The organism is Nostoc sp. (assembly GCF_036916985.1).
Classification (GTDB): domain Bacteria; phylum Cyanobacteriota; class Cyanobacteriia; order Cyanobacteriales; family Nostocaceae; genus Nostoc.
This window is the reverse complement of sequence record NZ_JBALFD010000022.1, coordinates 144,316-169,415: the sequence shown is the minus strand read 5'-3', so window position 1 is coordinate 169,415 and position 25,100 is coordinate 144,316. Positions and strand designations below refer to the sequence as shown.

Below are 25,100 nucleotides of genomic sequence, written 5' to 3'. Positions count from 1 at the left end.
AACTACTCCAGACACAGAGAACACGGAGTCTATAAGAGTTTTTGCATAAGTCCTAATTTAATTATTTGGCTAAATCTAACCATTTTGATCATTTAATTCTGACAAATCCAGCTTTTTCGATCAGTTCTTGACCTTGAGATGTCAAAAGCCAATTTGCATAAGCTTCTCCAGCTTGCTGATCTCTTTGACCATTCTGTTTAACAATTACAAATAAATTGCGGGTAATTGCGTATTCTCCACTCCGAAATACTTTATTATTCAACTGATTCCGCTTACTTGGGCATTCAGATTGAGGTATAAATGGTTCCTGGTAGGGAGGCACAAATTGACCGCTTATCCGCCCTAGTGGTAGAGACTTAATCGTACACTGGGGTACAATCTCTGAGGCAGAAGCATAGTAAATTGCGCCAGTATTCATTGCTACTTTTCGCACGGCTTCTGTGGTCGTGCCAATGTAACTAATGTTGGTAGCAAAGTTCTCTTTATTTAAAACATTTTCCACAAAAAACTCTACTGTACCCCCAGCTTCTTTACTTCGAGAGTAGACTGTAATTGGTAAATTTGGCCCACCCACCTGTTGCCAATTAGTAATCTTGCCCGTGTAGATGTCTTTGAGTTGAGCGACAGTTAAACCTGGAATATTGAGATTGTGGTTAACTGCGATCGCTATACCATCAATGGCCACCGGAATTTCTTTCAAACTAAATTCTTTTTGTTTAGCTTCGGTATTTTCTTCAGCTTTCACTGAGCGAGAAGATTGAGAAAAAGCCAGTTGATTATCTATCAACATCCGAATCCCAGTTCCAGAACCGGCTTGGACTGAAGGAGGTTGAGTATAGCGTAAAGTAAACTGAGGGCACAGGCTTTCTAATACTGAGTCTACGTCTTTACGAATGGGTGCCCAGGTTGTACTACCACCATAGTTAAATGTTCCCTCTGGGAGATTTGGCACATTACATCTATTGTTGTTGACAAACTGGTTTATGGGATTACCTGTGTTGCTATTCCCGGAAGCTTTAGAAACAGTTCCGTTTAATTGCGCCCATCGTTCCATAAGAAACCATAGACCACCAAAGATTAAACCAATGGTGATGATAATGGCTAAAAAAAGACTAAGTGTTTCGTTTTTCTGAGACATTATGTAGCTGTTAGCACCAGGAGTTTTTTAAAGTAAGAGAGATAATAATTTATAAATAAGTCGAAATATGGCTGTCAGTGAAATAGCTACTAAGCCAGCTGCAACGGCTAAAATAACCACCGGCAGAATGTCAAGACCACCCCGTAAAAATGGGAGAAAAAAAATAATCGCAAAAGTAATTGTGGGAATAATTAATAAATCGAACTTTTCAATCCACCGCCTAGTTTGGGCAAAAATTAGTATACCTAAAATCAGGGCGGAAGTAGTAAAAACAATTATTGGTGATTTTACTAGACTGAAGAGGGCGATCGCGATTAATGCACCCTCAAATCCACTAAATGCCGCCCCAGCCAACAATTCCAATGTAGAAAATGCTGGTTGAGTTGATGAACGGCGGGCGAAAATACTGGAACCTTTGGATGCTTGTGGCGGGAGTGTTGCAGAGGGTGAATTAAGTTGTGTAGGCGCTAAAGCCTGTGAACTAAGGGCACGTAGAACTTCCTGCGCTGACTGAAAGCGCTGATTAGCAGCAGGTAGCAGCATTTTATCGAAAATGTCAGCAAGGCGGGGGTTGATATTTACTTGCGATCGCCATTTCCACTGATTGCTATAGGCATCAAATAGTTGAATTGCTTCCTGATGTGTTAACAAGGTAATCAGAGTGACAGCTAAAGCATATAAGTCCGTAGATGGAAATACTTGACCTCCAGTCATCTGTTCAGGCGGTGCAAATCCCATAGAATAAATTCCTGTGGAAGAAGCCGCAGAAGCAGCGTTTGTTACTTGCTTGACTGCACCAAAATCTAGTAGAAAAAGTTTACCATCACGACGACGCATGATGTTTGAAGGTTTGATATCTCTGTGGATAATGCCTCTGTCATGGACAAACTCTAGTACTTTCAGGATTTCTTGCAATACCTGTAACACTTGCTGTTCAGAGAATTTGCCTTGTTGAACTAATTCTTCCTCTAGGTTTTGCCCATCAATGTATTCCTGCACCAAGTAAAAAAATTGGTCTTCTTGTCCTGATTGCAAGCTATTAACTATTACTGGAAAGAAAGCAAATAAATCAGGAATTTGCTCGTGGTCGTTACCAAGCTGTGATAAAACTTCTGCTTCTCTCTCAAACATTAACTGCGCTTGTTGCAGTTGAGTTGGGGTTAAATTTCCCGCTGGTTGAAACTGCTTAACCACGCATTGACGCATTCCTGGTATTCGGCGATCACGTGCCAAAAAGGCTGCTCCAAAACCGCCCCTTCCCAATAGCTTTGTTGGCACATATCGACCATCTAGCATCAGTGGCATACCACAGGTAGTGCAATACTTTTGCTGGGTTGTTTTCAGTGTCGTAATATCGTCTAAATCGGCAAAATAGTTTTGTGGGCGTGGACAACGTGGACGAGTGCAGTAAACTTCCATTTTCGTGATTAGTCAAAATAATTCGTAATTGATAATACTCACCTTCTCTACGAGATGTTACGCCAATAGTGAGAAGCAAGCTACGTAATTCGTAATTAGTTCAGGTTACAGAGCAGCTAAATTTATTAATTGGAGAACAGGAAACTTTTTTCCTGATATCAAACCCTTGGCTTGTCTACGGCATCCTGTACAAAAATCGATGGGTTAATAATTACGAATTACGTTAGCGACAGAGAAGCGTTATTACGAATTATTTGGTCATTTACAAAAAAACAAAGGACAAATGACTAATAACCTGATTTTAGTCTTCGCCGGATAAGGTGGGTGTTGCTACCTCCAATGTAGTTAATACTATGTTTTTTTGTGCTAATTTTAACACATCTTGATTCCATCCTGGGTTAGCGAACTGGGGCAAAATTTCTTGACTAAAGGCTTCTGCGGCCTTGGATCTATAGCGATTGGGATTAAAAATCAGCCACAGTGTCCGTTTGACGACTACACCTTCAATGGGGGTACGGTGCAAAACGCCCATTTGTAGCTCTTTAGCGATCGCACTAGTTGAAACAAAAGCAGCCCCTAAACCAGATTGCACAGCATTTTTAATCGCTTCAATGGAATTCAATTCCATTTCAACTTTTAAACGTCTGGTATCAATTTCACAGCGTCCTAGCACTTGGTCAATTACTTTGCGGATAGTCGATTGGGAATCTAGGGCAATGAATTGTAATTTATATAGGTCTTCTTTTTGGATTTTTTCAAGTTTGGCGAAGGGATGAAAGACAGGTAGAATCAGGGCCAGTTCGTCTTCAGCGTAAGGAATAACTTCTAAAGATTCTGAGAGTTCACCGGGAATTTCACCGCCGATAATCGCCAGATCAACTTGTCCATTCGCGACACTCCAAGCAGTCCGCCGGGTAGAGTGGACGTGTAATTGCACTGCCACATCTGGATATTTTTGTCGAAACATACCGATCATTCTGGGTAAGAGATAAGTGCCAGTAGTTTGAGAAGCACCGACAATTAAAGTCCCACCTTGGAGATTTTGTAAATCCTCAATGGCGCGGCAAGTTTCCTGACACAGACTGAGGATTTTTTCACCGTAGCTTAAGAGTAAATGCCCGGCTTCGGTTAATTGGGCGCGTCGTCCTCCGCGATCAAATAAGGGGACATCGAGCTGCCGTTCGAGATTTTGGACTTGCAAACTGACGGCGGGCTGGGAGACGTAAAGACTATCAGCGGCACGCTTGAAGCTTCCTTCTTGGGCGATCGCTTTTAAAATACGTAACTGATCTAAAGTGAAAGGAAGGTCAGACATAAGGCTCAACCCACAAACTTTGAAAGGAGCGGATGCACACAACAAATCAGGTTTAGCAGCAATCAGCTGGGTATGATTTGTTGCATATTGAACTTGAAGGCTTGACTCGAAAAAGACAGTGGCACAACATCTTGACTAAAGTCCCCTTTTGAATACTTTGTGGTATTGGTTGTACTGAATTCAATTTTCTTTAAATTACTTCACTCATTTATATGCCGTTGATTTCTTGGTTGACACCCAGTCATTTTGTCATACTGGGGTTACAAATAGTTTTTGCGATCGCTCACAGTGGAGGCGCTGCTTTGCGTCCAAGGGCTGAAAAATACATTGGCCCAAGGCTTTATCGCATTCTCTTTGCATTAGTCAGCCTACCGTTGGCTGTGATATTAATTATTTACTTTTTTGGGCACCGTTATGATGGTTTGCAACTTTGGCAGGTACAAGGAGTGCCAGGAGTGCGAGAATTTGTTTGGCTGTTGTCAGCAATCTCGTTTTTGTTTTTATATCCTGCTACCTTCAATCTACTAGAAATTGCTGCCATTCAAAAGCCCCAAGTTCATCTCTACGAAACAGGAATTATTCGGATTACCCGTCATCCCCAAATGGTGGGGCAAATAATGTGGTGTGTTGCTCATACTCTCTGGCTGGGAACTACCTTTACCCTTGTGACTTCCATTGGATTGGTGTTGCATCACTTGTTTGGGGTTTGGCATGGGGATCGCCGTTTGAGCGATCGGTATGGCGAAGCTTTTGAAGCTGCCAAACAGCGGACTTCAATTATTCCCTTTAAAGCAATTATTGACGGGCGTCAATCTCTCTTATGGCAGGAATTTCTCCGACCTGCCTATTTGGGAGTTACCATTTTTATCGCTTTGCTTTGGTGGTCGCACCCTCTGTTACAGGAAGCAACTAGTAGGATAGGATGGTAACTCTAGATGATCCCCAGTGTCAGCAAAAATCCGAAATAGATGGAAATTTCAGCTTATCAATTGCCCCAAATCAATGTAGGATAAATTCAAACATCTATAAATGGGGGTGCATTGAGTCAGTTTGAAATCTATTGGTAGTCGTTGGTCAGTTGCCTTTAGTTGGAAAAACGTGGCAGATTCAGTTAAATCTCCAGGCAGCCACGGCAATCAGGAGTTTAACATCCAAAAAAGCCAGCGCGATTTCCACGGTGGCTTTTTTGTCAGAGACACATTAACGCGCTCATTTTTTCTATGTCCTGAAATTTTTGTCCTGAAAGCATCTATCGGCAGTTAATGACTTGCCAATCTTTCACTTCAGTCCTGATAGCTAGTTTTGATATAAAAACCTTATAATCCAAGAGGCGTCATGGTGTTTTCGGTTAGTGAGCGGACATTTACTCAAGAAGTTTTAGAATCTCCTATTCCTGTTTTAGTTAATTTTGAAGCACCCTGGTGTGGATTGTGTCGGATTATCCACCCACTATTGTTGGAATTTCAAGCCCAATGTGGGGAAGAAATTAAATTAGTTGCCGTTAACGCCGATCAAAATTTTAAATTGTCAACTACTTATAGGCTAAAATCACTACCTACTTTACTATTGATTAAAAATGGCACTGTTTACCATCGCTTGGAATGCTTTCGCGGCAGAGAAGATTTACGTCTAGCTTTAGAAGAGATTAAAGCCAGCTACAGCAATTGCCCGAAAATCTACGCTAGTTCCAAAGCAGTAGATTTAGAACGTCGATCAGCCTGAAGAGAGTGCTGAGTTGCGAGTGCTGAGTGGGGAATCTCAGTTCTTTATTTAGCACTCAGCACTCCTAAAAGGTATGGGGCATTGGGCAAAACAGTTCCTCTTTTCCGAGTTCTGTTAGGCGATAGCTAAGGTTTAGCCCGTGCTGAGTAGGGAATCTCACTTCTTTACTCAGCACTCAGCCTCAGCACTCAGCACTCAGCCTCAGCACTCAGCCTCAGCACTCAGCCTCAGCCTCAGCACTCAGCCTCAGCACTCAGCCTCAGCACTCAGCACTCCTGAAGGGTATGGGGCATTGGGCAAATGACTAATGACTAATGACCAAATCTAAAACCATGCTTAATACCCCACCCAATCAGCCTTGGGTGGGTTATTTTATGCTAAAGGGTGTGTGTCACAATTATTAACAGTTTCGACACACTAATCAAGAATTCTAAAAGTAGGCGTCAGTGATGGAAGTAATCTATCAGTATGCCTGGCTGATTCCAGTGTTCCCGCTTCTTGGGGCAATGCTGGTCGGTCTAGGGTTAATCTCGTTGAATCAGGTGACAAACCGCCTACGGCAGCTTAACGCTGTGGTGATTATCTCCATGATGGCAGCAGCTATGGGGCTGTCGTTTGCCTTGTTGTGGAGTCAAATTCAAGGACACGCGCCTTATCTCCGCACCTTTGAGTGGGCAGCAGCAGGTAATTTTCACCTGAGCATGGGCTACACTATCGACCACCTGACAGCCCTAATGCTGGTGATTGTCACAACAGTAGCCTGCTTAGTCATGCTTTACACCGATGGCTACATGGCTCACGATCCCGGTTACGTGAGGTTTTACGCCTATCTCAGTTTGTTTGGCTCCTCAATGTTAGGTCTGGTGGTCAGCCCCAACCTAGTACAGATTTATATATTCTGGGAACTTGTGGGGATGTGTTCCTACTTGTTGGTCGGCTTTTGGTACGATCGCAAGTCAGCAGCCGATGCCGCTCAAAAAGCCTTTGTAACCAACCGCGTCGGCGACTTTGGTTTGTTGCTCGGCATTTTAGGGCTATTTTGGGCAACAGGAAGCTTTGATTTTAATATCATGGGCGATCGCCTCGCCCAACTCGTAGAATCAGGTTCTATCAGCAATTTTCTCGCTGTCCTGTTTGCGATTTTAGTTTTCTTAGGGCCAGTGGCAAAATCAGCCCAATTCCCCCTCCATGTCTGGCTACCAGATGCAATGGAAGGCCCCACCCCCATTTCTGCCTTGATTCACGCGGCAACAATGGTGGCGGCGGGTGTTTTCCTCATTGCCCGGATGTACCCAGTATTTGAAGACGTTCCAGCCGCAATGAATGTCATTGCCTTTACTGGGGCGTTTACGGCGTTTTTGGGGGCAACCATTGCCATTACCCAAAACGACATCAAAAAGGGCTTGGCTTACTCCACCATTTCCCAACTGGGTTACATGGTGATGGCAATGGGCATAGGTTCCTACAGTGCTGGACTATTCCACCTGATGACCCACGCCTATTTCAAGGCGATGCTGTTCTTGGGTTCAGGTTCAGTAATTCATGGCATGGAAGGTGTCGTTGGACACGACCCCGCCTTAGCTCAAGATATGCGCTTGATGGGTGGACTGCGAAAGTATATGCCTGTCACGTCAATTACCTTTTTGATTGGTTGCTTGGCAATCTCTGGTATCCCGCCCTTTGCTGGGTTCTGGTCAAAAGATGAAATTCTAGGGAAGGCTTTTGAGGCTAATCCACTCCTCTGGTTCATCGGCTGGCTAACTGCCGGGATTACTGCTTTCTATATGTTTAGAATGTATTTCTCGACATTTGAAGGCAAATTCCGGGGTACTGACGAGAAAATCAAGCAAAAACTTAAGAAGGCGGCCGCGACAATTGTCCTGGAATTAGAGTCAGAAGAACTAGCGCCGAATTTTGGGCCTGGGGCGATGAAGAAAGGAGAATTGGCTGCCACTGGTGAGCATCATGATTCCCATGACTCCCACGGGCATCACAGCGACTCCCCCCACGAATCGCCGTGGACAATGACCCTACCATTGGCACTGTTGGCTGTGCCTTCGATTTTGATTGGTTTGGTGGGAACTCCTTACGCCAATTATTTTGAAGAGTTTATCTTTCCTCCTAGCGAAACCCTCTCCGAAGTTATAGAAAAGGCTGCCGAGTTCAATCCGACGGAATTCTACATTATGGCGGGTGCCTCAGTGGGAATTTCCTTAGTTGCGATTACCTTAGCCTCGCTGATGTATTTGCGAGGGAAGATTGACCCGGCTGCGATCGCTGCTAAAATCCAACCACTTTACGAGTTATCTCTCAACAAGTGGTACTTTGATGACATTTACCATCGGGTTTTTGTCCTCGGCTTGCGTCGCCTAGCTAGACAAGTTATGGAAGTTGACTTCCGCGTTGTCGATGGTGCTGTTAACCTCACAGGCTTTTTTACTCTTGTTAGCGGTGAAGGTCTGAAGTACCTAGAAAACGGTCGCGCTCAATTCTATGCCTTGATTGTGTTTGGGGCGGTTTTGGGCTTAGTGATTGTCTTTGGTGTCACCTGATTTTTATAGGGGTGGGCGGCTGTCCGCCCCTAAATTTTTTAAGAGTCTAAATTAGACTCCTTTTTTTGGCTGATAGTTCAGTAATTTAATACAAGTAAGTGGGCGTAAATAATTAAAGGTTTGTAGTGGGGACTTTAGTCCTCCCTTAAGGGCTAAAGCCCTTACTACGAGCAAATTCAATTGAATTTCACATTACTTAATATAGTTTGATTTATTCTTGCCCACTTACTTACAGTCTCCTAGATTACTCAAAAACCTCCTAGTTCAAAAAAAGGCAGCGAATAGGCAAATGATTAAGAAGAAATACATTTACTGGCAAGATGATGATATGTGGTTAGGTTATCTCGAAGAATATCCTGACTATTGGACTCAGGGTGAAACCGAAGAGGAGCTAAAAGAAAATCTACTCGATATTTACAGTGAATTAACAAGTGGAAATATCCACAATATTCGTAGAGTTGCAGAACTTGAAGTTTCATGAAACGAAGAGATTTAATTAGTAAGCTTGAAGAAATGGGCTGTATCTTCGTTCGTCATGGTGGCAAACATGATTGGTATCAGAATCCAATAACAAAAATTTCTCAAGCTGTTCCCAGACATAGAGAAATCAAAGAGCAACTTGCAAAACATATTATTAAGATGCTTAGTGATGAAGCTGGCTAACACTAAGTTAGAGCCGATCTTTGAAAGCGTCCGACGGGCGGTGCGTAACTCTTATGAATGAAAGAAACAAGTAAAATTCTCTTCCCTCTTGCCTTGTTTCTTAGGAGCCTAAAATTAGACTCCTTTGGCTGAGAATCAGCAATTAAATATTCAAGTCTTCTTTTACATCATCTGGCGGTTCAAACACAATCTCAAAACCTCCATTGGGAATAGTTCGACGCAAAAATCTTAAATGGTCGTCTGCATCTTGGCGGTTAGCAAAACGGGCGACGGTGTGAGATTGGGTAATCACTACAGTTTTTACGATCGCCCAAGGATGATTTTGGGCAATAACTGGTTTTATCATGGTGAATGTCTCCTTTTGTTAGGGAGCCAAGAGCCAGCAGGAAGCCTCGGAAACTTATTTGCTGGCTTTTGACAAGATTTGTAATTTTGTTGCCTGGTTGCGGTAAGTGTGAGTGTGTTTTCATCGCTTCTAAACACTCTCATCTCATAGATTTTGTGGTAAAAGCTGGGTTGCATCATGGTCGTGCAGTCCTGGGACAACTAGCCATAGCCACATCCGGCACTTGAATAAGCGCAGCGATGCCTACGGCGGTAAACTACGCAGTTCTTCAGGGAATATTTATGCAAATTAGGTTGTCGGGGTATACGTTGCTGTCAGGAGAGAGTAAGAGGGCTTTGGGTTTTGTGTTTTGAATCTTCATGCTCTACCGAATAAAATGTTTAATCTAAAAACAATATATGCGGTAAAGTATTTTTATGTAAATAGGTTTAGTTTAAATTTTGAATCCAGCTTGTTTTGCAATTAAGGTCAAATACTTAGATGTGGCTAAAGTCGGCTCATATACACTTTTTTCCCATTGGCTCACTGTTGCTTGTCGCACACCTAGCCTTTGTGCAAACTGCACCTGTGTTAAATCCATGTGCTGCCGCAATGCTTTGATTAATTCAGCATTCCACAGCACAGTATCACCCTGAAGCTGAACTTGATATTTATCAGGAGGTTTAAGAAATGTCACTTGTTGCTGATCAAAATCCACTTTCTCAACACGATATCCCGCTTCCATCCAAGCGTAAGCTTGTGATGAGCCTTGTTTGCGGTTACTCCACCATGCCTGTTTATTTCTTGCTGATTCAGGCAACACATCATTTATTAAAGTTTCAATTTCAGCAAATGATAAAGTTATTTCATTTTGCTCACTGCCACGTAAAAACTCAAGGAGTGGCTGGTATTTACTGCCCTCCTTCATGTCACCTCTTCTTCTCCTAATATCATGCGCTCAATGCGGGCTTTTGCTTCAGTGAGTAAATTTTCAGCTTCAGTATACAAACCTTTTGCTCCACTACATCGCCTGTTTAATTCATCTACGATTACTTGCTGAATTTTCATAGGTGGAATGGGAACGCGCAGATGTTGCAAGTCTTCTGCATAAAGGTGAGCAGTTTGACCTCTAGACATCTGGTTGATAAGCTCTTGAATAGGCTTAAAGGCATGAAGTTATTGCTATGAGAGACAGACTACACAGTAGATAAATGATATGGTATTCTGGGCAATCTCTTAAGAGAAAAATTAATATAAGCCCAAGATTCAGCAAAATAATAAGTTTATCACTAATTATAATTTAAAAATAATTCATGTATGTATTGTGAAAATCTAGTTTTTTCCCGTCATGCTATCCAACAAATGTTTTATCGTCGCATCAGCCAAAAAGAAGTAAAAGCTGCGATTTCTTATGGAGAAGTGATAGAAGAAAATCCTCATGATACACCCTACCCCAGTTATCTAATATTGGATTTTATAGAAGGTAAGCCGATTCATGTGGTATTTTCCTACGATGAAGCTACAGATACAGGATATGTAGTAACAGCTTATATTCCTGATGCTAATATTTGGTTGGATGGTTTTAAAACTAGGAAACAAAGATGATGAGATGCGTAATTTGTCAGCATGGAGAAACTAAACCAGGTTTAGTAACTGTGACATTAGAAAGAGATGAATGTATTATTGTCTTCAAAAAAGTTCCAGCAGAAATTTGTGATAACTGTGGTGAATATTATTTAAGTGATGCAGTTACCAAACAGGTTTTAGAAAAAGCAGAGTCAGCTATTAATAATGGAGCAGAATTGGAGATTATTAGATATGCAGCTTAGTTTTTTTATTGGCGTTTCTACTTAAGCTATGGGTTTGACTACGCGATCGCTCAAGGTAATCTTTGCGAAATCTCTCTTTTAGCAGATTGGGCAGATGCAATCAGTTGTTGTTGAGTTTTGTTAAATGATTTATTCCATTTGAATTCATCTTGCAAATCTTCTAGGTACTCTCGGAGATGTTCTGCAACTCTTTCTTGCACATCTTCAGATAAAGATTCCATCATCTTAATTACAGTAGCGATCGCTGGAGATGACATAATCGAATTTCCCTTATCAACTTTCACTGTCTATTTTACTAAAAAAACTCAATCAAATCGCCTACTGTAGTCCCAAAGCTCTGAAACTGGGAAAGTTTGTCCTGCTGCTGCTTGTCGCACAGACTCTTGCAAATCGGCTAATATTTGTGCTTTTGGCTCTTCTTCATCAATCCAAGCTAAACCACTGACATTATCAGAATTTATGGAACTTATAAGCTGTTGCCAAAGTTCTACAGGGACGAGTACATCTGTTGTTTCTCCATTTACGTTGGTGACATAACGAATTTGACTTTCAATTTGTGCGATTATCATAGGGTTAATTCTCCTGTTATGCTTTTTTTACACTAAATCCTTTTCTCTACAACCACCAAATAGCATATTGTATTTTTAGCGATGGGTTGGGCTACGCGTAGTAGACATCGCACATTCCTGAAATTCTAGTTTAGCGGCTTTTGTTAGGGTAAATTTTTGACTTGACTACCAGTATTTAAACTGACATTCTGCATTCCCTCAAGTAAAAATAGACTCCTCGGATACCAAACGGGGGATTGCCAATTTAATTAAATCAACCTAACAATGAAGGAAAAATTGCTAAAAAGCTGTTAGTTAATAACTAGTGACTTTTTGCCAAACATGATTTTGATAGCAGATTGATTGTGATGAATATAGCTAATTTCCCCTGGCTGACGACGATTATTCTGTTTCCGATAGCGGCGTCGCTACTTCTTCCCATCATCCCTGACAAAGAAGGCAAAACAGTGCGCTGGTACTCCCTCGTTGTAGGGCTGATAGATTTTGCACTAATTGTTTACGCTTTTTATACTGGGTATGATTTCTCCAATCCAGATTTGCAGTTGGTGGAAAGTTACCCCTGGGTACCACAACTGGGTTTGAATTGGTCAGTAGGGGCTGATGGCTTGTCCATGCCCCTAATTATTTTGACTGGATTCATTACTACGCTGGCGGTTTTAGCAGCTTGGCCTGTTACCTTCAAGCCCAAGCTATTCTACTTCTTGATTTTGGCGATGTATGGCGGTCAGATTGCCGTGTTCGCTGTCCAGGATATGCTGTTGTTTTTCCTGGTGTGGGAACTGGAACTAGTACCGATATACTTTCTGCTGTCGATTTGGGGAGGCAAAAGGCGGCAGTATGCAGCGACTAAATTTATTTTATACACCGCCGGCGGTTCGCTGTTTATTTTGCTGTCTGCCCTGACAATGGGATTTTACGGCGATACGGTGACGTTTGACATGAGATCGCTCGCCTTAAAAGATTTCGCCCTGAATTTCCAACTTGCCCTCTATGCTGGCTTCTTAATTGCCTACGCCGTCAAGTTGCCGATTATTCCCTTGCACACCTGGCTACCTGATGCCCACGGTGAAGCTACAGCCCCCGTACACATGTTATTAGCAGGTATTCTCCTAAAAATGGGCGGTTACGCCTTAGTTCGGATGAATGCCCAAATGCTCCCCGATGCCCACGCTTATTTTGCGCCAGTGTTGGTGGTTTTGGGGGTAGTTAATATCATCTACGCTGCCTTGACATCCTTTGCCCAGCGAAACCTGAAGCGAAAAATTGCCTACTCCTCAATTTCTCACATGGGCTTTGTGATGATTGGTATTGCCTCCTTCACCGATTTGGGATTAAGTGGGGCAGTCTTGCAAATGGTTTCCCACGGGTTAATTGGGGCGAGTTTGTTCTTCCTTGTCGGCGCAACTTACGATCGCACCCACACCCTAATGTTGGATGAAATGGGCGGTGTTGCTAAGAGAATGCCGAAGATTTTCGCCATGTTCACCACCTGTTCAATGGCTTCTCTGGCATTGCCAGGGATGAGCGGTTTCGTGGCAGAATTAATGGTATTTGTTGGCTTTGCTACTAGCGATGCTTATAGCTCTACCTTCAAAGTGATCGTGGTGTTCTTGATGGCAGTGGGAGTGATTTTAACTCCGATTTATCTGCTGTCGATGTTGCGAGAAATTTTCTACGGTAAAGAGAACGAGGAATTAGTTTCTCACCAAGCTTTGATAGATGCCGAACCCCGTGAAGTATTTATCATTGCCTGTTTGTTAATTCCAATTATTGGTATTGGTTTCTATCCCAAATTGCTGACTCAAATGTACGACGCTACAACTGTACAATTGACAGCAAGATTGCGTGATTCCGTACCGACATTAGCACAACAACAAGAAGAAACACTAAAGGTTTCTTTGAGTGCGCCGAGAATTGGTAATTAAGTTGCGAGTTTAAATACTGATTATTTTGAGGGCGGGTTTTCTACCTGCCCTTTTTTATGTACATTACTTAGATAGTTTAAATATTCAAAATATTCTTATTTTTTTCTAATGCCAAGAAGGTTTCCTCACCTTTGTAGAGAATATTAATTTGTCCTCCAAACACATCATCAAATGCTCAAATTTCATAAAAATAGGTTTTAAGCTGATTGATTTGTTTGCAACCAGTTAAGTAAATCTTCCATAGCAGTAAAATCTAACAAAGCTTCGCCAAGGGTTTCTAATTGATTTAAAGAAAGAGATTGGATGCGATTTTGTAATTCTGGTGATAATTCTCCCACTCGTCTTTGTAGTAATTTTAAAATAAGTCGTTGTTCACCTTCTTGTTCACCTTCTTTTTTACCTTCTAGTTTACCGCGCTCGTAGCCGATGCGCTCACCTGTAGTTACATATCTCATAGTTCGCTCCTGCTCAAATTGTTTAAACTCTTCCCAAAACTGATTTTCTAATGCCGTTGGTAATATCATAACCCAATCGATAAATCGATACAGATTACGAATATCCTGCTCTTCTAAGCCCAAATCATATAGTCTGCGAATTAAACTAAATTTCCATATTTTGCGCTGTTCGGGTGATGAGCGTGTCTGCTGCGTTTTCAAATGCGCCATGACGACAGTTGCAAATGGATTATCGCTATTTTCTAACTCGTGAAAGCGATTTTCGTAATCCAAAAGTTTAACACTGCCAAATTCAAAATTTAAGCGAGTATTGGGATAATTGTAACTGTAATTGCTTGGTCGCCATTCGCGGTTTGAATCGCAGAGAATTGCAAGGCTAATTGCTGGTCGCTCGAAGCGGTCAAATATGCGAAAGTTGTAGGTAAACATCCGCTTGGCAAAATTATCTTCTTTTTGTGCCTGAATTTCAACATGGATTAATAACCAAAGTTCTTCCCCTTGGGTTTGCCAAACTTTGACTAATTGATCGGCATATCGCTTACCCTGTTCAGCTTCACGAGCTATTTGCTGAAATTCTTTATCTAGAAATTCGTAGGGACGTTCCCAGTCAATTAATGCAGAAGTTTCTGGAAAAAAGAAATGCATTGCTTGGGGAAAATAAGCTTCTATAATTTCTTTCCAAGGGCTATCAAAATCAGCGCGTAGGCGTAGCCCGTCGTAGACATCGCTAATATCGGTCATATTCATCCAAGAAGCTGATTTTCGTCACATTTATGTGAATATTTTAATCCACAATTAATTGTCCCTCATATACCTACTTAATTATCGATAAATTTTCTACAATCAAGGTAGAATCAGATGTGGTAAAACCGCTAATGTTAAACTACAATCCGCTACATTGTTTGCCATCTTCCGAAGAACTACCCGACTCAGATGATACTGCTGTGGATAATGAACTACAAAATTTAATTCCCGGCTTGCTAAAAACGATACTAGCTTTGGTTTGGTGCGATCGCTGGGATTGGTTCTTTGGTGTTGATATGGGTATTTATTATGACCCAGAAAAACCAGCCGTTGTCCCTGATGGGTTTTTCAGCTTAGGAGTGAAACGCTTTATTGATGAGGACTTACGCCTAAGTTATGTGCTGTGGGAAGAAAAGAAGCTGCCAATTTTAGCGCTAGAAGTTGTTTCCCAAATATATCGAGAAGAATATAGTACCAAGAAAGAATTTTATGCAAAAGATTTAGGAATTTTGTACTACGTTGTATATAGTCCTCTTCGGCGTAAAAAGACACCTTTAGAAGTGTATCGCTTAGTTGATGGGGAATATATTTTAATGTCAGGAAATCCCGTTTGGCTACCAGAAATTGGTTTAGGAATTGGGCGAGAACGGGGAATTTATCAAGGTATAGTGCGGGAGTGGTTGTACTGGTATGACGAAGAAGGGCAAAAATTGCTGACACCAGAAGAACGCATCAGAGAGGCAGAAGAACGCACAGCTTTTGAAGAACAGCGACGGGTGGAAGTAGAACAACAGGTGAAAATCTTAACGGAAAGGTTGAATGCACTTGGCGTTGATCCAGAAACTTTGTCTTAGATTAACCAGATTTTGTCATGACAAGCGATGTCTAGGAGGGACTACGCCTACGCGCCTGCAACTCACTGATACAGAAATTCTGGACTTTCTTGATTACCTGAAGCTGCAACTAACCCAAAACTACTCAATTTAGCTTCTGTTGCATTAGTTTGCATTAGTTTTAGATAATTGCTATCGCTTGTCTATTGCATTGAGGTGTCAACTGGAGATAACGGCGATGCCTGCGGCAAGCCGCTAAAAATGCAATCCGCTGTAAATTGCTGGGTTTCCTCACGTCAAATCAATTTACCGTGATAAGCGATCACATTACTGTATAAATTATGTTCATGAACACTACTTCTATGAGCATAATATTTGTTGAATTATCTCAAATATTTTCTCAAATTCAATTATGTCAAACTCTTTAAAACCATCTTTCTCATTGTAAATATTATTTGCAAAGTTACTTTTGGATAAAGCTACTAAGTTACCAGTGTCATTTTGAATTTTATCTACATCTTGATCATATATTTTTTTATCATATTCTTCATTTAATTTAGGATTATTTAATGCATTGATATGCTTTTCTACTACCTTATTGGTTGCACTTTGTTTAGTAATAATGTCGATTTCGTTAGAAAAATAAAGTCTTTTATCTGAGTTATCTATAGTTTTAATTTCATCGTCTTTATAATAAAATTCAATAGAAATATTTGAATACTTTGTTCTATGTGATGGGATTGGTATACAAAAAGAAAAAACATTATTACCCCAATCCTTAAATAGGTTATTGCCATTGGCTTTTTTTATAATATCCTGACTATCCCTATCAAAAATAAATATTACTTTTTTCTCCTGGTGAGTTTTGGAAAATTGCTCACACATTTTAATTAATTCACCATCTCCCATTTGTATTTCATTTTCATATTCCAGAAATTCTATATCTAATTGTTTAAATTTTTCTTGTTTCTGTAATCTTATTAATGCTTTTTTTAAATGCTTCCAATCAGTCTTTCCCTCTGTAATAATTCTTGGCTTTCTCAAGACTAATATTTCTTGACTAATAGTCTTATATAAAGTCTTAAATTGCTCATTTTTTTCAATAAATATGTCATACGCTTTTTGAAATTCGCTAAATTCTGTAATTGTTATTTCATTACCTATAGGTAAATCAATTAGTTTCACTTGATTATTATAAACTGCATCTAATCCCAAAATAAAAAACGGAGAATGGGTAGTAATAAGAAATTGTATTTTAGGAAAAAACTTTAATAACTGTGGAAGTATTTCTTTTTGTAATTCAATATGAAGATGTAAATCTATTTCATCTATTAATACAATTCCTGATATATCAGATGTGTTATGAGCTTGACTATTATTAATATAATCATATTCTTTGAGTATTGAAGCAAATAATGCTAATAGCATCATTTCTCCTGAAGATAGATGAGAAAATGAAGGTGATATGTTGATTTCATGCTCATTTTTAATTTTTATTATTATAGCTATATTTCTTTGATTTTTTTCATCCACTCCTATTCTGGCATACTCAATATTTTTATACTTTACTTTGTAAATTATTATTAGTAATTTATTAATAAGTTCAAGTATATCTGTATTCTTGCCGGAATAACCTAACCATAATTGTTCCGACGAGCCTGATGGTGTAAATCTTGTCTCGATTCTTTTTTCATAAATTGCTTGATCTAGTAAAAGATTTAAAATCCATGCTTCTATCTCTTTCAAAACATTGTTTTTTACAATATTCCTATCTGATACTCCTATAATTTTTTCAGAAAATTGAAAATCAATCTTAGCACTCTTCCCTAACCATGCCGATTTTTCATATCTAGTTGGTGGAAAATATAAAAAAATATTATTTTCTAAAGTTCCTATAACTTCATTTATTGGAGATGTTCTTTTATAAAAACCATGTTCTTGGAAGATATTTTCATTAATATCAAAATTAATAAATGCTTTTGTCGAGTAATTTGAATTAAATGTAGAATATGACAAATTAGTAACTAATTCTGTATAACTTAATATTTTACCATATGATTCAAAATCAATATTTACATAACTAAAGTCTTTAGAAGCTTTTATATAATTCTTACTGCCTATTCTGAAAAAATGATTTTCTTCTACTTCCTGTAATTTTCCATATTTGCTTCTTTTTAGTTCAATAATTCCATCAACTATAAACGATAATAATAAGGTTTTTCCCGCACCATTCTTACCAAGAAATATTAAGGGGCAAATTGGATATGAATTATTATTGAATTCTAAATTTAAGCTTATATTATCTATGGGACCGTAATTCTGAATCTGTAAATTTTTAATATATATCTAAGTCTGTCACTCACTTTTTATTATTCTATTTGAAATTGCCAATTAACTTTATGCCAGCACTAAAAGCTAGGACTAAAACTACCAATAGTTGAATCAATTGGAATGTTCAAAATTTTAACGATACTAGTATAGCGTTTTGAAGTGAGAGAATAGCGATCGCCACTATATGTTGCAAGACAACTTTCACAAAACAATGAGCAAAGAAAATATTACGTTTCGGATAGATAGCGATCGCAAAGCTGCACTTGATGCGATCGCAGCTGGAATGAATCGCGATCGCAATAGTTGGGTTGTCTGTTCAATCCACAAGTTAAAATCTGCTTTATAGGTTGCGCTCATAGCCTTTATCGATCAGCTGCATAGTTTAAGCCAAAATATCCTTATTTTCCGATGCGCTCAAGTTCCTCTCGCAATACTCGCCGTAATGTCTCTTCTAACGGTTCACGGCGTTGCTGAATGTACTCACGTAAGGCATCGTTAATCAAAGTTTGGTAATTTCCCCCACCTGCCGCGTGAACTTGGTCACGAAACCATGCTAGTACTTCATCATCTAGGCGAATTGTAATTCGAGTTTTGCCTGTTGGTGTTGATTCAATCGCTCCCCGCTTGCCCTGGCTAAAATCATACTCAGCTTCCATCACTTATCCCTCCTCATACTGCTTTTGTTCATAGCGCGTAGCTTTACGGGCAGAAATAAATCGAATTTCATCATTGCACCATGTATACACAACTACTAAAACTCGACTCAAAGCATCTATCCCAATAGTGATAAATCTCTCTTCATTAAAACGTTCATCTATGATGCTAATTGCTAAATCGTCAGAAAACACGGTTACTGCATCAGCAAAGTCAACTCCATGCTTGCGAAGATTGGCTGCTGCCTTATCTCTATCCCACTGATACGCTATCTCAATCTATTGTATGCACATTCGTGCATATTATTAGAGGAGGAGTACTTAACTGATGTACTTCTGTGTGTTTTTTTCAAACCTCAAAAATCTTCATCATCAACAAAAAATTCGGCATCGTCTTCCAATCGAGAATTACCCTGCCCAATACCAGCAAGTCCCCACAGAGGTTGCAACAGTGCCATGCCAATTAACCCGACAACGGCACTAAAAGCTAGCACTAAACCCATTGGTATTTGAATCGATTGGAACGTTAAGAATTTTAACGATACGGGTGTGGCATTTTGGACTGAAATAATTGCGATCGCAATTACCCAAACCGCTACAACTAGAGATGTCAAAAAAGGAGCGAGAGTTTTCATAGTTTGATTGAAGTGAGGAGTTAGGAGTTATTACAGCTATTTTCAGCTAAATAGACGACGAGGTAGCGCCCTTAACTGAACCATATTGCCCTGTACTACTGTAAAACTAGTACATCATGGCAAAAATTTTCTTTCACCTCTTTATGTACTAAATTCTGAATTAGGGAAACTAATTGATCGAGGTCGAAGGGTTTAAGTAAATATTCTTCAAACTCTACATCTGGAATTTGATCATAAGTACCTGTGGTAGAGGTTGAAGTCACAATAATTGGGATATGATTTCCATTGTCAGCTTTTATAACATGCAGTGTATTGAGCAATGTATAAATGCTTTCACCTAAAAACCTGATTTCAGAAACCAGGATGTTAGGTGTGAACCAACTCAGGATTTCTAAAGCTTCTCTTATGGAACCAGCAGTAATTACGTTGGCGCTCAAGTCTTTGAGTAAAAACGCGTACAAATCTCTACTATCGCGATCGTTGTCTACAACGAGTACTTGTACACCTTGAAGTATCCCATCTGCCAAGCAAAAGTCATTGATTAAATTCATAATAAGACCTGCAATTAGGACTTTAAGGGGAAAGCGATCTGAAAAACCCTTAGTTTTCAGGAAACGAGACAACCGAATAGGTCAATTAACAATTCAAAATTCAAAATTCAAAATTCAAAATTCAAAATTAAAGACATTTCAGATGGGGATTTAGCGAGAAACGCGGTCTTGGGCTTTGCCCAAGTGGAGCGATTTCTCAAGACAAACCCCGACTCAAATGGGTACTACATCTAGATTGCAGGTTCTTAAACCCCTTAATTTACGATAAAAGTAGGTAGGCACAAATAAACCCAATTATGTAACGAAATACAAAATGCTTGAAACCCTTGCAATTGCTTGACTTTGTTTCGCTCAGTTCGCAATGACATAGTTCTAAATTTTCTTGCCTACCTGACTTGAAAGTGCTGAGTACTGAGTGGTGAGTAAAAAATACTAATCCCCAGTTCCTCTTTCATCTGTTCTGGTGTAAGCAGTTCATGATGGCTACTTAGCAGAGAACCACTTAATGGTTAAAATTACGCGGCTCGATTCTTGTACTATGAGCTAGTGTTGTTTGATTTCTTACATGAGTTGATTAACTACGACACAAAACGTAGGAAAACTTTTCAATTAATTGAAAATAGCTATAAAAGTTTAACCAACAAAACTATTGCCATTCCCTATCCTCAAGTTCCTTTTGAGGTAATAATAAGGTCGCTTCAATTTCTTGCCTGATAGCAGCCGTTACTTCACAATTACTGTGCAGGCAATCGAGTAGTAACTTATTTGCATCATAGTAGCGTTGCAGCACTTGCTCTTGTTCAGAGCTAAACTGCCACTCGTGGTTAATATTGCGATAATTAACGACTGTCTTCTTTACCTGTTTAGCCCAAGCTGAATAGCTCGTTTGCGACCATAGCTCAAACCGTTGTTGACTTTGATCAGAATTTGGCAATTGGTCAGAGAGTTGTTGCAGGGATTTATGGAGTCCTACATCCAGAACAATACCCAGAATGTTGCTCATAGCTTCTCCACAGGCGTGGATGTGAGCAAAGTCTTGGTTTCCATCAATTGCACACTCCAGCAGCAGGTCATCTAATGCCGCATCCAGAAACATCCCCTGGTCGAGGGTGCTGGCTAAGGCAAAGTGAGAAGCTATATGAGGAGTCCGACTCAAGGCTAGGTAAAATGCTCGAACTGTTGCATCTTTTGCTTGGGCGGGAATGGTGCGAGATTTTTGGCTGGCCCAGGTCAAAAAATCTTGTAAATAAGGGTCTTCGGCAACCAGTGTATCAATCTGTTGCTTCATTAACTGTACCAATCCGTCTGCACTTCTGAGCATGGTAGCGGTTAATAAGAAGATTTCCCGCCAGTGGGGGTCAGTGATATGATTGACCAGACCAGAGAGCGCTTGTCCAAATGCCTGTAGATTATGGCTGGCAACTATTTTCCTTGCCGTGAAGTATTCTTGAAAGGCCAGATAGGAGAAGGAAAAAATTCCCCGCGCCCGTTCTGCCAGTAGCCCATGTTGAGCCTCGATTGCTTTCAGTGCCGCTTCGCTTTCTACTTGCAGTTCATCTGTATCCATTGGTATTTTGGTCAGATTTTGAATATAGTCACCAATGTATTGCTCAACGATGCGTTGTTCAAAAAAGTATTGACCTTGCTCAAATGTAGCTGCTGCAATCTGACTCAGTAATTTGAGCTTTTGTGGTAATAAAAACCCTCGGTAAACCTCATCCCGTTCAATGCCTCTGGCTTCATCCCATTTACCCAACAGAAGGTCTAGACCTTGTTTATAAAAATCAGTCCGCTTAATCGGAAATTTATCTTTACCGTGAAATATCCAACAGGCAAGATGCAGAAATAGGGGTGTGACGATGAGTTGGCGAAATTGCCAGTTTTCAGGTAACTCCAGCTTCTCAAGAAACTGAACGGACTGCGCCTGACCATCTTGAATGTTAGTCTTGGTAAATGCCACAAACCATTTTTGAGCGAATGCTCGGATTTGTTCTGAAGTCAATGGGGCAATTTCAACATCGGTAAAGCCTCGGAGTCTAAGTTTTTGAGATGCTGTTCGACAGGTGGCCACGAAATGATTTTTGTGATACTTCTCTGAAAATCTGCGAATTTCGCTTAAGACAGCATTGCTTTGTTGGTTAAGAATTTCATCCATGCCATCAAGCAACAATAACACTCTGCCTTCACTAAGCAAGGTTTCGATGACTGAGGTATCTGAAATTTTAGATGTGAAAAACTCCTGGCTGATGTACTTTAATAGACTAAAGTCTTTGCTAATCTTAGACTCTTGGGCAAAATTTCTCAGTGTGATGAAGATGGGTATCTGATGCGCTGCAAATGCACCGTGGTTACACTGAATGGCGAGATATTGCAAAAAGGTGGTTTTACCTACTCCTGGTTTGCCTAGCACCCTGAGTTTGGAGTATGTTTCAACTACATTCATCCCAGGTATCTGGTTCTGGTCAATCTCACCTAAGCCAAAACGGTCAAAGTCTTTGGGATCAAGATTTTGCAAGTCACTGATTTCTACCCACTGTTGACTGGCAATTTGCTCCAAAATATTCACATCTATATATATGTCATCGATCGCAACGGGATGGCTGACATCCAATAACTGCAAAATACCACACTGGTCTTGAATTTTGTCGAAACGTTGCGATCGCACTTGCTGCACTAGTTTATCAATATGCACCACAGGAGGCTGGGGATATTCTTCTAGTTCTAAGAATTCTGCCGGAGGATTAGTAGCAATTTCGCGCCAATTCAGTTCTAAAACCAAGCAAATCTCAATAAAGGTATGACGCTCAACCGGACGGCCACTAAAAAACCGCCAAATCGGTTGTCTAGTCTTGAGGTTGACTTCCGCTGCTAGATTGTCTTGTGTCCACCCCTTGCGAGCAAATGCTCTTTTAGCCTCTTGAATACCGTTGAGTGATGCTTGGAGCGATCGCTTGACCATAGGACAAAACTTTGCTCCTCAAATCATGAACTTTAACTTTTATTAATATCTGCAATCTTATCGCTTTCTTTATGATAATAACATTCTGCTTACTTAAAGTTATACAAAAATCCAGAGTATACTCTCAATTTTTTAACTTTTTGTATCGAAATCAAACGCTATACCTTATCTTATACATTTTAATCTTTTCATAAGACTTAAATTCAAACACTTGCCTGCAATGCTTGAGCGTTAAAGAAAGGGTTACTTAGTAATTATTTGCTTGATATAGATAGATATCTATCTAGAAAATTTAAGTAGCAAAAATCGCTAGTTTTTTCTATGCTTAGATTTTGTTTATTAACTCCAAGTGAAATAAAAAATATGAGCTTATTATCAATCAAAAAAATATACAACGTGATTAAAATTGCTGAATTAGTTTATGGAACGATAGAAGATGATATAACAAAGCAACCAGAAACCTTTATAGACAAATTGTCTAATTATTTACAAGATTTCAACATTCCAGCAAGATATTCGGTAAACATATTACACAAATATATAAATGAATTTACCGATGAAGAAAAAGCAGAGGTAATAGCTTTGATGTGGCTTGGTCGAAGTATATCACATGGGAAATTAGAAGACTTCCCCCATTTCGTTAAAAAAGTATTGGAAATTGTACCTCAAAATCAGGCAACCAGTTATATTCTCGAAAGACCCCTTTTAGCAAAATATCTACGAGACGGGCTTCAAAAACTAGATATTTCGACTTTTGCTTTATCGTGAGAAATTGTCAGGACATGAGGCTGACACTGCTTAATTACAGCAATGATGTCTCTGGCTTCTTCTTGATATAAGTCTTCGACGTAGCCACTTCTAGAAAGTTGTGCCTCTTTTTCACTATCAAAAGGGCCAAAGTAATAAGTACAGCGCGGAACGGCGGTGTTAATTTCTACCCACCAGGCAAACTCTGATTGATTAGATTGAAATGAATTCATGAGGGATACCAATGATTAATTAAACTCGATCAAAGATAGTTTTTATTTCTAGATTGCTCTAGATTTTTTGTTAATGTGACGTGAGTTGGACAAGTCTTATTTGACCTCTCCCCCAGCCCCTCTCCGTGTCGGAGAGGGGAGCAAAAAGCTTAATTTTTCGTTGCTCCTCCCTTTCCGTTTCGGAGAGGGAGGTTGGGAGGGAGAGGTTCATCGAACTCACGTTAATGTGTATTTTTCTAAACTGGCATTTTCTGATAATAGACGTTTCATTTTAAAATCCTAAATGTCTTTATTTATCAGGTAACTTTGAAGATAAATGATGTTGATATCCAAAGTATTTACTAAAAAAACATAACATAGACCTAAGAGGTTATTTGAAAAGTATTTAGCTGTGATTTTAGGCACTTGTTGATCCCCCCTAACCCCCCTTAAAAAGGGGGGAACTGGAATCAAAGTCCCCCAATTTATCGGGGGATTTAGGGGGATCTAAAACGTTTTGCTACTAAGAAAAAGACTTTTCAAACATCCTCTAAAGCTATTTTCAGGTAAATATAGCGGTTCTCAATTGCGTGAAATACAGACCTAACCCCCAGCCCCTTCCCTGCGAGGGAAGGGGAGTGAGCATCAAAGCCTCTCTCCTTTTAGGAGAGAGGTCAAAATGTATTGCTTCCATTCGAGAAGCGCTATAGGGGTACAGCATTGGTCATTGGTGTCAACTGAAACTCCTTTAAAACCTCGTTTCCAGCCGGAGGCTGGAAATGCAACTCAAAAGCGGCTCCGCCTCAAAGACGAACATTCCCAGTCTCCCACTGGGAACGAGACAATCTAAAAGCTATTATTATTAACCGAAACCTATGAAAAGTTGAGTTACTTAAAATATATCTAGATAGTTATGAGTAGTTACTATAAATAGTTTTTATCTCACAAACATTATTGGCTATCTATATATTTATCGAGGAATCAACAATGATGTGGAAGACACCGTTATCATCAGCAGCATCGGGTTTTGATCTTGCGGATCATAATCTGTATTTAAACTATTGAAAGGGTCAATTTTAAAATTTGAGCCTTCAATCGGCTTCATCGGTATTACCTTGCCAGAAACGACATGATACCTCACGAGTTCCTGAATCTTATTAATATTTTTAAGCAACCTCTCTATAGTCTCTGGTGGTAGATTTGCAAAAGCTTGGTCTGTGGATGCAGAGGCGATAAACGAGTCAACACCTTTGAGAGTATCTATCAGATTCGCAGCCTTGATTGCATCAATTAGAGTGCTAAAAGAACCAGCGTTAACGGCAGTATCAACATTAACCATTTATTTCACTTGGTTATATATAATTTGCTAATTCTTTATAAGATAACATTCTAGTGTTAGAAATCGTGTTTGAATAAGCGGTTGAGTAATGTATAAATTGTATGATAAAAGCTAAAAAAATTAAATAATTAAAATACAGCAAAATTTAGAAGTTAATGGAAAAATCTTGTTAGTGACAATTCAA

General features: G+C 39.8%; 31 protein-coding genes. 14 read left to right on the top strand and 17 right to left on the bottom strand.

Annotation, left to right across the window (positions count from 1 at the left end):
- Positions 1–88: 88 nt before the first annotated feature.
- The 3 genes from V7L07_RS09020 to V7L07_RS09010 form a co-directional block, all read right to left on the bottom strand.
- Positions 89–1,138 (bottom strand): substrate-binding domain-containing protein, encoded by a 1,050-nt coding sequence (locus V7L07_RS09020; RefSeq protein WP_335056991.1) that lies wholly within the window; start codon positions 1,136–1,138, stop codon positions 89–91.
- A 27-nt stretch (positions 1,139–1,165) separates the two neighbouring features.
- On the bottom strand, positions 1,166–2,557 hold the full coding sequence (locus V7L07_RS09015) for a serine/threonine-protein kinase (protein ID WP_335056989.1): 1,392 nt from the start codon (positions 2,555–2,557) through the stop codon (positions 1,166–1,168).
- Between the two features lie 301 nt (positions 2,558–2,858).
- Positions 2,859–3,872: a LysR family transcriptional regulator gene (locus tag V7L07_RS09010; RefSeq protein ID WP_335056987.1), complete on the bottom strand. Its 1,014-nt coding sequence runs from the start codon at positions 3,870–3,872 to the stop codon at positions 2,859–2,861.
- Positions 3,873–4,084: 212 nt separating this feature from the next.
- Between V7L07_RS09010 and V7L07_RS09005 the strand changes: the two genes are divergently transcribed.
- The 7 genes from V7L07_RS09005 to V7L07_RS08975 all read left to right on the top strand — a co-directional run bounded on the left by V7L07_RS09005 (position 4,085) and on the right by V7L07_RS08975 (position 8,809).
- Entirely contained in the window at positions 4,085–4,801 is a 717-nt protein-coding gene (locus tag V7L07_RS09005) for an NnrU family protein (protein WP_335056985.1), read from the top strand.
- Between the two features lie 121 nt (positions 4,802–4,922).
- Complete coding sequence (locus V7L07_RS09000) at positions 4,923–5,135, top strand: hypothetical protein (RefSeq protein WP_335056983.1); 213 nt, start codon at positions 4,923–4,925, stop codon at positions 5,133–5,135.
- A 72-nt stretch (positions 5,136–5,207) separates the two neighbouring features.
- Entirely contained in the window at positions 5,208–5,594 is a 387-nt protein-coding gene (locus V7L07_RS08995) for a thioredoxin family protein (protein ID WP_335056981.1), read from the top strand.
- A gap of 139 nt (positions 5,595–5,733) precedes the next feature.
- The gene (locus tag V7L07_RS08990) at positions 5,734–5,898 is read left to right on the top strand and encodes a hypothetical protein (protein WP_335056979.1); all 165 of its coding nucleotides are present in this window, start codon (positions 5,734–5,736) and stop codon (positions 5,896–5,898) included.
- Between the two features lie 145 nt (positions 5,899–6,043).
- Positions 6,044–8,146, top strand: coding sequence for an NAD(P)H-quinone oxidoreductase subunit 5 (locus V7L07_RS08985; protein WP_335056977.1), 2,103 nt, complete (start codon positions 6,044–6,046; stop codon positions 8,144–8,146).
- A gap of 217 nt (positions 8,147–8,363) precedes the next feature.
- Positions 8,364–8,627, top strand: coding sequence for a type II toxin-antitoxin system HicB family antitoxin (locus tag V7L07_RS08980; RefSeq protein WP_335056975.1), 264 nt, complete (start codon positions 8,364–8,366; stop codon positions 8,625–8,627).
- Positions 8,624–8,809: a type II toxin-antitoxin system HicA family toxin gene (locus V7L07_RS08975; RefSeq protein ID WP_193918417.1), complete on the top strand. Its 186-nt coding sequence runs from the start codon at positions 8,624–8,626 to the stop codon at positions 8,807–8,809. Before V7L07_RS08980 ends, V7L07_RS08975 begins: the two co-directional genes overlap by 4 nt.
- A gap of 142 nt (positions 8,810–8,951) precedes the next feature.
- Here the strand turns inward: V7L07_RS08975 and V7L07_RS08970 are convergent, their stop codons facing one another.
- From V7L07_RS08970 to V7L07_RS08960, 3 genes are all read right to left on the bottom strand, one after another.
- Positions 8,952–9,155, bottom strand: coding sequence for a hypothetical protein (locus tag V7L07_RS08970; protein ID WP_335056973.1), 204 nt, complete (start codon positions 9,153–9,155; stop codon positions 8,952–8,954).
- Between the two features lie 433 nt (positions 9,156–9,588).
- Positions 9,589–10,062, bottom strand: a complete 474-nt coding sequence (locus V7L07_RS08965; protein WP_335056971.1) for a helix-turn-helix domain-containing protein — start codon at positions 10,060–10,062, stop codon at positions 9,589–9,591.
- Positions 10,059–10,280 carry a restriction endonuclease subunit S gene (locus tag V7L07_RS08960; RefSeq protein ID WP_335057105.1) on the bottom strand — a complete coding sequence of 74 codons (222 nt, stop codon included), beginning with the start codon at positions 10,278–10,280 and terminating at the stop codon, positions 10,059–10,061. The genes V7L07_RS08965 and V7L07_RS08960 overlap by 4 nt, the downstream gene beginning before the upstream one ends.
- A gap of 171 nt (positions 10,281–10,451) precedes the next feature.
- Between V7L07_RS08960 and V7L07_RS08955 the strand changes: the two genes are divergently transcribed.
- Complete coding sequence (locus V7L07_RS08955) at positions 10,452–10,739, top strand: DUF4258 domain-containing protein (protein ID WP_335056969.1); 288 nt, start codon at positions 10,452–10,454, stop codon at positions 10,737–10,739.
- Complete coding sequence (locus V7L07_RS08950) at positions 10,736–10,963, top strand: type II toxin-antitoxin system MqsA family antitoxin (RefSeq protein WP_335056967.1); 228 nt, start codon at positions 10,736–10,738, stop codon at positions 10,961–10,963. The genes V7L07_RS08955 and V7L07_RS08950 overlap by 4 nt, the downstream gene beginning before the upstream one ends.
- Positions 10,964–11,013: 50 nt before the next feature.
- On the opposite strand, the gene V7L07_RS08945 is transcribed toward V7L07_RS08950, so the two are convergent.
- Positions 11,014–11,220, bottom strand: a complete 207-nt coding sequence (locus tag V7L07_RS08945; RefSeq protein WP_335057103.1) for a hypothetical protein — start codon at positions 11,218–11,220, stop codon at positions 11,014–11,016.
- Positions 11,221–11,268: 48 nt separating this feature from the next.
- Positions 11,269–11,532, bottom strand: a complete 264-nt coding sequence (locus V7L07_RS08940; protein ID WP_335056964.1) for a hypothetical protein — start codon at positions 11,530–11,532, stop codon at positions 11,269–11,271.
- Between the two features lie 347 nt (positions 11,533–11,879).
- Here V7L07_RS08940 and V7L07_RS08935 point away from each other — a divergent pair, with 347 nt between their 5' ends.
- Positions 11,880–13,457 (top strand): NAD(P)H-quinone oxidoreductase subunit 4, encoded by a 1,578-nt coding sequence (locus V7L07_RS08935; RefSeq protein WP_335056962.1) that lies wholly within the window; start codon positions 11,880–11,882, stop codon positions 13,455–13,457.
- A 197-nt stretch (positions 13,458–13,654) separates the two neighbouring features.
- Here V7L07_RS08935 and V7L07_RS08930 read toward each other — a convergent pair whose 3' ends face one another.
- Entirely contained in the window at positions 13,655–14,653 is a 999-nt protein-coding gene (locus tag V7L07_RS08930) for a DUF4351 domain-containing protein (protein WP_335056960.1), read from the bottom strand.
- A gap of 134 nt (positions 14,654–14,787) precedes the next feature.
- Between V7L07_RS08930 and V7L07_RS08925 the strand changes: the two genes are divergently transcribed.
- A complete protein-coding gene (locus V7L07_RS08925; protein ID WP_335057101.1) occupies positions 14,788–15,510 on the top strand; it encodes a Uma2 family endonuclease in 723 nt (240 codons plus the stop codon).
- Between the two features lie 339 nt (positions 15,511–15,849).
- On the opposite strand, the gene V7L07_RS08920 is transcribed toward V7L07_RS08925, so the two are convergent.
- A complete protein-coding gene (locus tag V7L07_RS08920) occupies positions 15,850–17,829 on the bottom strand; it encodes an AAA family ATPase (RefSeq protein ID WP_442936032.1) in 1,980 nt (659 codons plus the stop codon).
- Between the two features lie 202 nt (positions 17,830–18,031).
- Here V7L07_RS08920 and V7L07_RS08915 point away from each other — a divergent pair, with 202 nt between their 5' ends.
- A complete protein-coding gene (locus tag V7L07_RS08915; protein WP_335056956.1) occupies positions 18,032–18,166 on the top strand; it encodes a hypothetical protein in 135 nt (44 codons plus the stop codon).
- A 52-nt stretch (positions 18,167–18,218) separates the two neighbouring features.
- On the opposite strand, the gene V7L07_RS08910 is transcribed toward V7L07_RS08915, so the two are convergent.
- From V7L07_RS08910 to V7L07_RS08890, 5 genes are all read right to left on the bottom strand, one after another.
- A complete protein-coding gene (locus V7L07_RS08910) occupies positions 18,219–18,476 on the bottom strand; it encodes a BrnA antitoxin family protein (protein ID WP_100901828.1) in 258 nt (85 codons plus the stop codon).
- Between the two features lie 3 nt (positions 18,477–18,479).
- Positions 18,480–18,746: a BrnT family toxin gene (locus tag V7L07_RS08905; protein ID WP_335057099.1), complete on the bottom strand. Its 267-nt coding sequence runs from the start codon at positions 18,744–18,746 to the stop codon at positions 18,480–18,482.
- A gap of 83 nt (positions 18,747–18,829) precedes the next feature.
- Positions 18,830–19,108, bottom strand: coding sequence for a LapA family protein (locus V7L07_RS08900; protein WP_335056954.1), 279 nt, complete (start codon positions 19,106–19,108; stop codon positions 18,830–18,832).
- A 95-nt stretch (positions 19,109–19,203) separates the two neighbouring features.
- Positions 19,204–19,659, bottom strand: a complete 456-nt coding sequence (locus tag V7L07_RS08895) for a response regulator (RefSeq protein WP_335056952.1) — start codon at positions 19,657–19,659, stop codon at positions 19,204–19,206.
- A gap of 646 nt (positions 19,660–20,305) precedes the next feature.
- Positions 20,306–22,618, bottom strand: coding sequence for an NACHT domain-containing protein (locus V7L07_RS08890; protein WP_335056950.1), 2,313 nt, complete (start codon positions 22,616–22,618; stop codon positions 20,306–20,308).
- Positions 22,619–22,981: 363 nt separating this feature from the next.
- On the opposite strand from V7L07_RS08890, the gene V7L07_RS08885 reads away from it, so the two are divergent.
- The gene (locus V7L07_RS08885) at positions 22,982–23,386 is read left to right on the top strand and encodes a DUF3775 domain-containing protein (protein WP_335056948.1); all 405 of its coding nucleotides are present in this window, start codon (positions 22,982–22,984) and stop codon (positions 23,384–23,386) included.
- Here V7L07_RS08885 and V7L07_RS08880 read toward each other — a convergent pair.
- Positions 23,350–23,598 (bottom strand): DUF1816 domain-containing protein, encoded by a 249-nt coding sequence (locus tag V7L07_RS08880; protein ID WP_335056946.1) that lies wholly within the window; start codon positions 23,596–23,598, stop codon positions 23,350–23,352. The two genes, V7L07_RS08885 and V7L07_RS08880, sit on opposite strands and share 37 nt — an antisense overlap.
- A gap of 658 nt (positions 23,599–24,256) precedes the next feature.
- Here V7L07_RS08880 and V7L07_RS08875 point away from each other — a divergent pair.
- Positions 24,257–24,427 carry a hypothetical protein gene (locus V7L07_RS08875; RefSeq protein WP_335056944.1) on the top strand — a complete coding sequence of 57 codons (171 nt, stop codon included), beginning with the start codon at positions 24,257–24,259 and terminating at the stop codon, positions 24,425–24,427.
- Positions 24,428–24,547: 120 nt separating this feature from the next.
- On the opposite strand, the gene V7L07_RS08870 is transcribed toward V7L07_RS08875, so the two are convergent.
- Positions 24,548–24,916, bottom strand: a complete 369-nt coding sequence (locus tag V7L07_RS08870) for a fasciclin domain-containing protein (RefSeq protein ID WP_335056942.1) — start codon at positions 24,914–24,916, stop codon at positions 24,548–24,550.
- Positions 24,917–25,100: the final 184 nt, after the last annotated feature.

Bases quoted from the DNA above. Each gene is read 5' to 3' on its own strand.
- V7L07_RS09020 (WP_335056991.1), bottom strand. From the start codon at position 1,138: ATGTCTCAGAAAAACGAAACACTTAGTCTTTTTTTAGCCATTATCATC.
- V7L07_RS09015 (WP_335056989.1), bottom strand. From the start codon at position 2,557: ATGGAAGTTTACTGCACTCGTCCACGTTGTCCACGCCCACAAAACTAT.
- V7L07_RS09010 (WP_335056987.1), bottom strand. From the start codon at position 3,872: ATGTCTGACCTTCCTTTCACTTTAGATCAGTTACGTATTTTAAAAGCG.
- V7L07_RS09005 (WP_335056985.1), top strand. From the start codon at position 4,085: ATGCCGTTGATTTCTTGGTTGACACCCAGTCATTTTGTCATACTGGGG.
- V7L07_RS08995 (WP_335056981.1), top strand. From the start codon at position 5,208: ATGGTGTTTTCGGTTAGTGAGCGGACATTTACTCAAGAAGTTTTAGAA.
- V7L07_RS08985 (WP_335056977.1), top strand. From the start codon at position 6,044: ATGGAAGTAATCTATCAGTATGCCTGGCTGATTCCAGTGTTCCCGCTT.
- V7L07_RS08975 (WP_193918417.1), top strand. From the start codon at position 8,624: ATGAAACGAAGAGATTTAATTAGTAAGCTTGAAGAAATGGGCTGTATC.
- V7L07_RS08970 (WP_335056973.1), bottom strand. From the start codon at position 9,155: ATGATAAAACCAGTTATTGCCCAAAATCATCCTTGGGCGATCGTAAAA.
- V7L07_RS08965 (WP_335056971.1), bottom strand. From the start codon at position 10,062: ATGAAGGAGGGCAGTAAATACCAGCCACTCCTTGAGTTTTTACGTGGC.
- V7L07_RS08955 (WP_335056969.1), top strand. From the start codon at position 10,452: ATGTATTGTGAAAATCTAGTTTTTTCCCGTCATGCTATCCAACAAATG.
- V7L07_RS08950 (WP_335056967.1), top strand. From the start codon at position 10,736: ATGATGAGATGCGTAATTTGTCAGCATGGAGAAACTAAACCAGGTTTA.
- V7L07_RS08945 (WP_335057103.1), bottom strand. From the start codon at position 11,220: ATGTCATCTCCAGCGATCGCTACTGTAATTAAGATGATGGAATCTTTA.
- V7L07_RS08940 (WP_335056964.1), bottom strand. From the start codon at position 11,532: ATGATAATCGCACAAATTGAAAGTCAAATTCGTTATGTCACCAACGTA.
- V7L07_RS08935 (WP_335056962.1), top strand. From the start codon at position 11,880: ATGAATATAGCTAATTTCCCCTGGCTGACGACGATTATTCTGTTTCCG.
- V7L07_RS08930 (WP_335056960.1), bottom strand. From the start codon at position 14,653: ATGACCGATATTAGCGATGTCTACGACGGGCTACGCCTACGCGCTGAT.
- V7L07_RS08925 (WP_335057101.1), top strand. From the start codon at position 14,788: ATGTTAAACTACAATCCGCTACATTGTTTGCCATCTTCCGAAGAACTA.
- V7L07_RS08915 (WP_335056956.1), top strand. From the start codon at position 18,032: ATGAGCAAAGAAAATATTACGTTTCGGATAGATAGCGATCGCAAAGCT.
- V7L07_RS08910 (WP_100901828.1), bottom strand. From the start codon at position 18,476: ATGGAAGCTGAGTATGATTTTAGCCAGGGCAAGCGGGGAGCGATTGAA.
- V7L07_RS08900 (WP_335056954.1), bottom strand. From the start codon at position 19,108: ATGAAAACTCTCGCTCCTTTTTTGACATCTCTAGTTGTAGCGGTTTGG.
- V7L07_RS08895 (WP_335056952.1), bottom strand. From the start codon at position 19,659: ATGAATTTAATCAATGACTTTTGCTTGGCAGATGGGATACTTCAAGGT.
- V7L07_RS08890 (WP_335056950.1), bottom strand. From the start codon at position 22,618: ATGGTCAAGCGATCGCTCCAAGCATCACTCAACGGTATTCAAGAGGCT.
- V7L07_RS08885 (WP_335056948.1), top strand. From the start codon at position 22,982: ATGAGCTTATTATCAATCAAAAAAATATACAACGTGATTAAAATTGCT.
- V7L07_RS08880 (WP_335056946.1), bottom strand. From the start codon at position 23,598: ATGAATTCATTTCAATCTAATCAATCAGAGTTTGCCTGGTGGGTAGAA.
- V7L07_RS08875 (WP_335056944.1), top strand. From the start codon at position 24,257: ATGTATTGCTTCCATTCGAGAAGCGCTATAGGGGTACAGCATTGGTCA.
- V7L07_RS08870 (WP_335056942.1), bottom strand. From the start codon at position 24,916: ATGGTTAATGTTGATACTGCCGTTAACGCTGGTTCTTTTAGCACTCTA.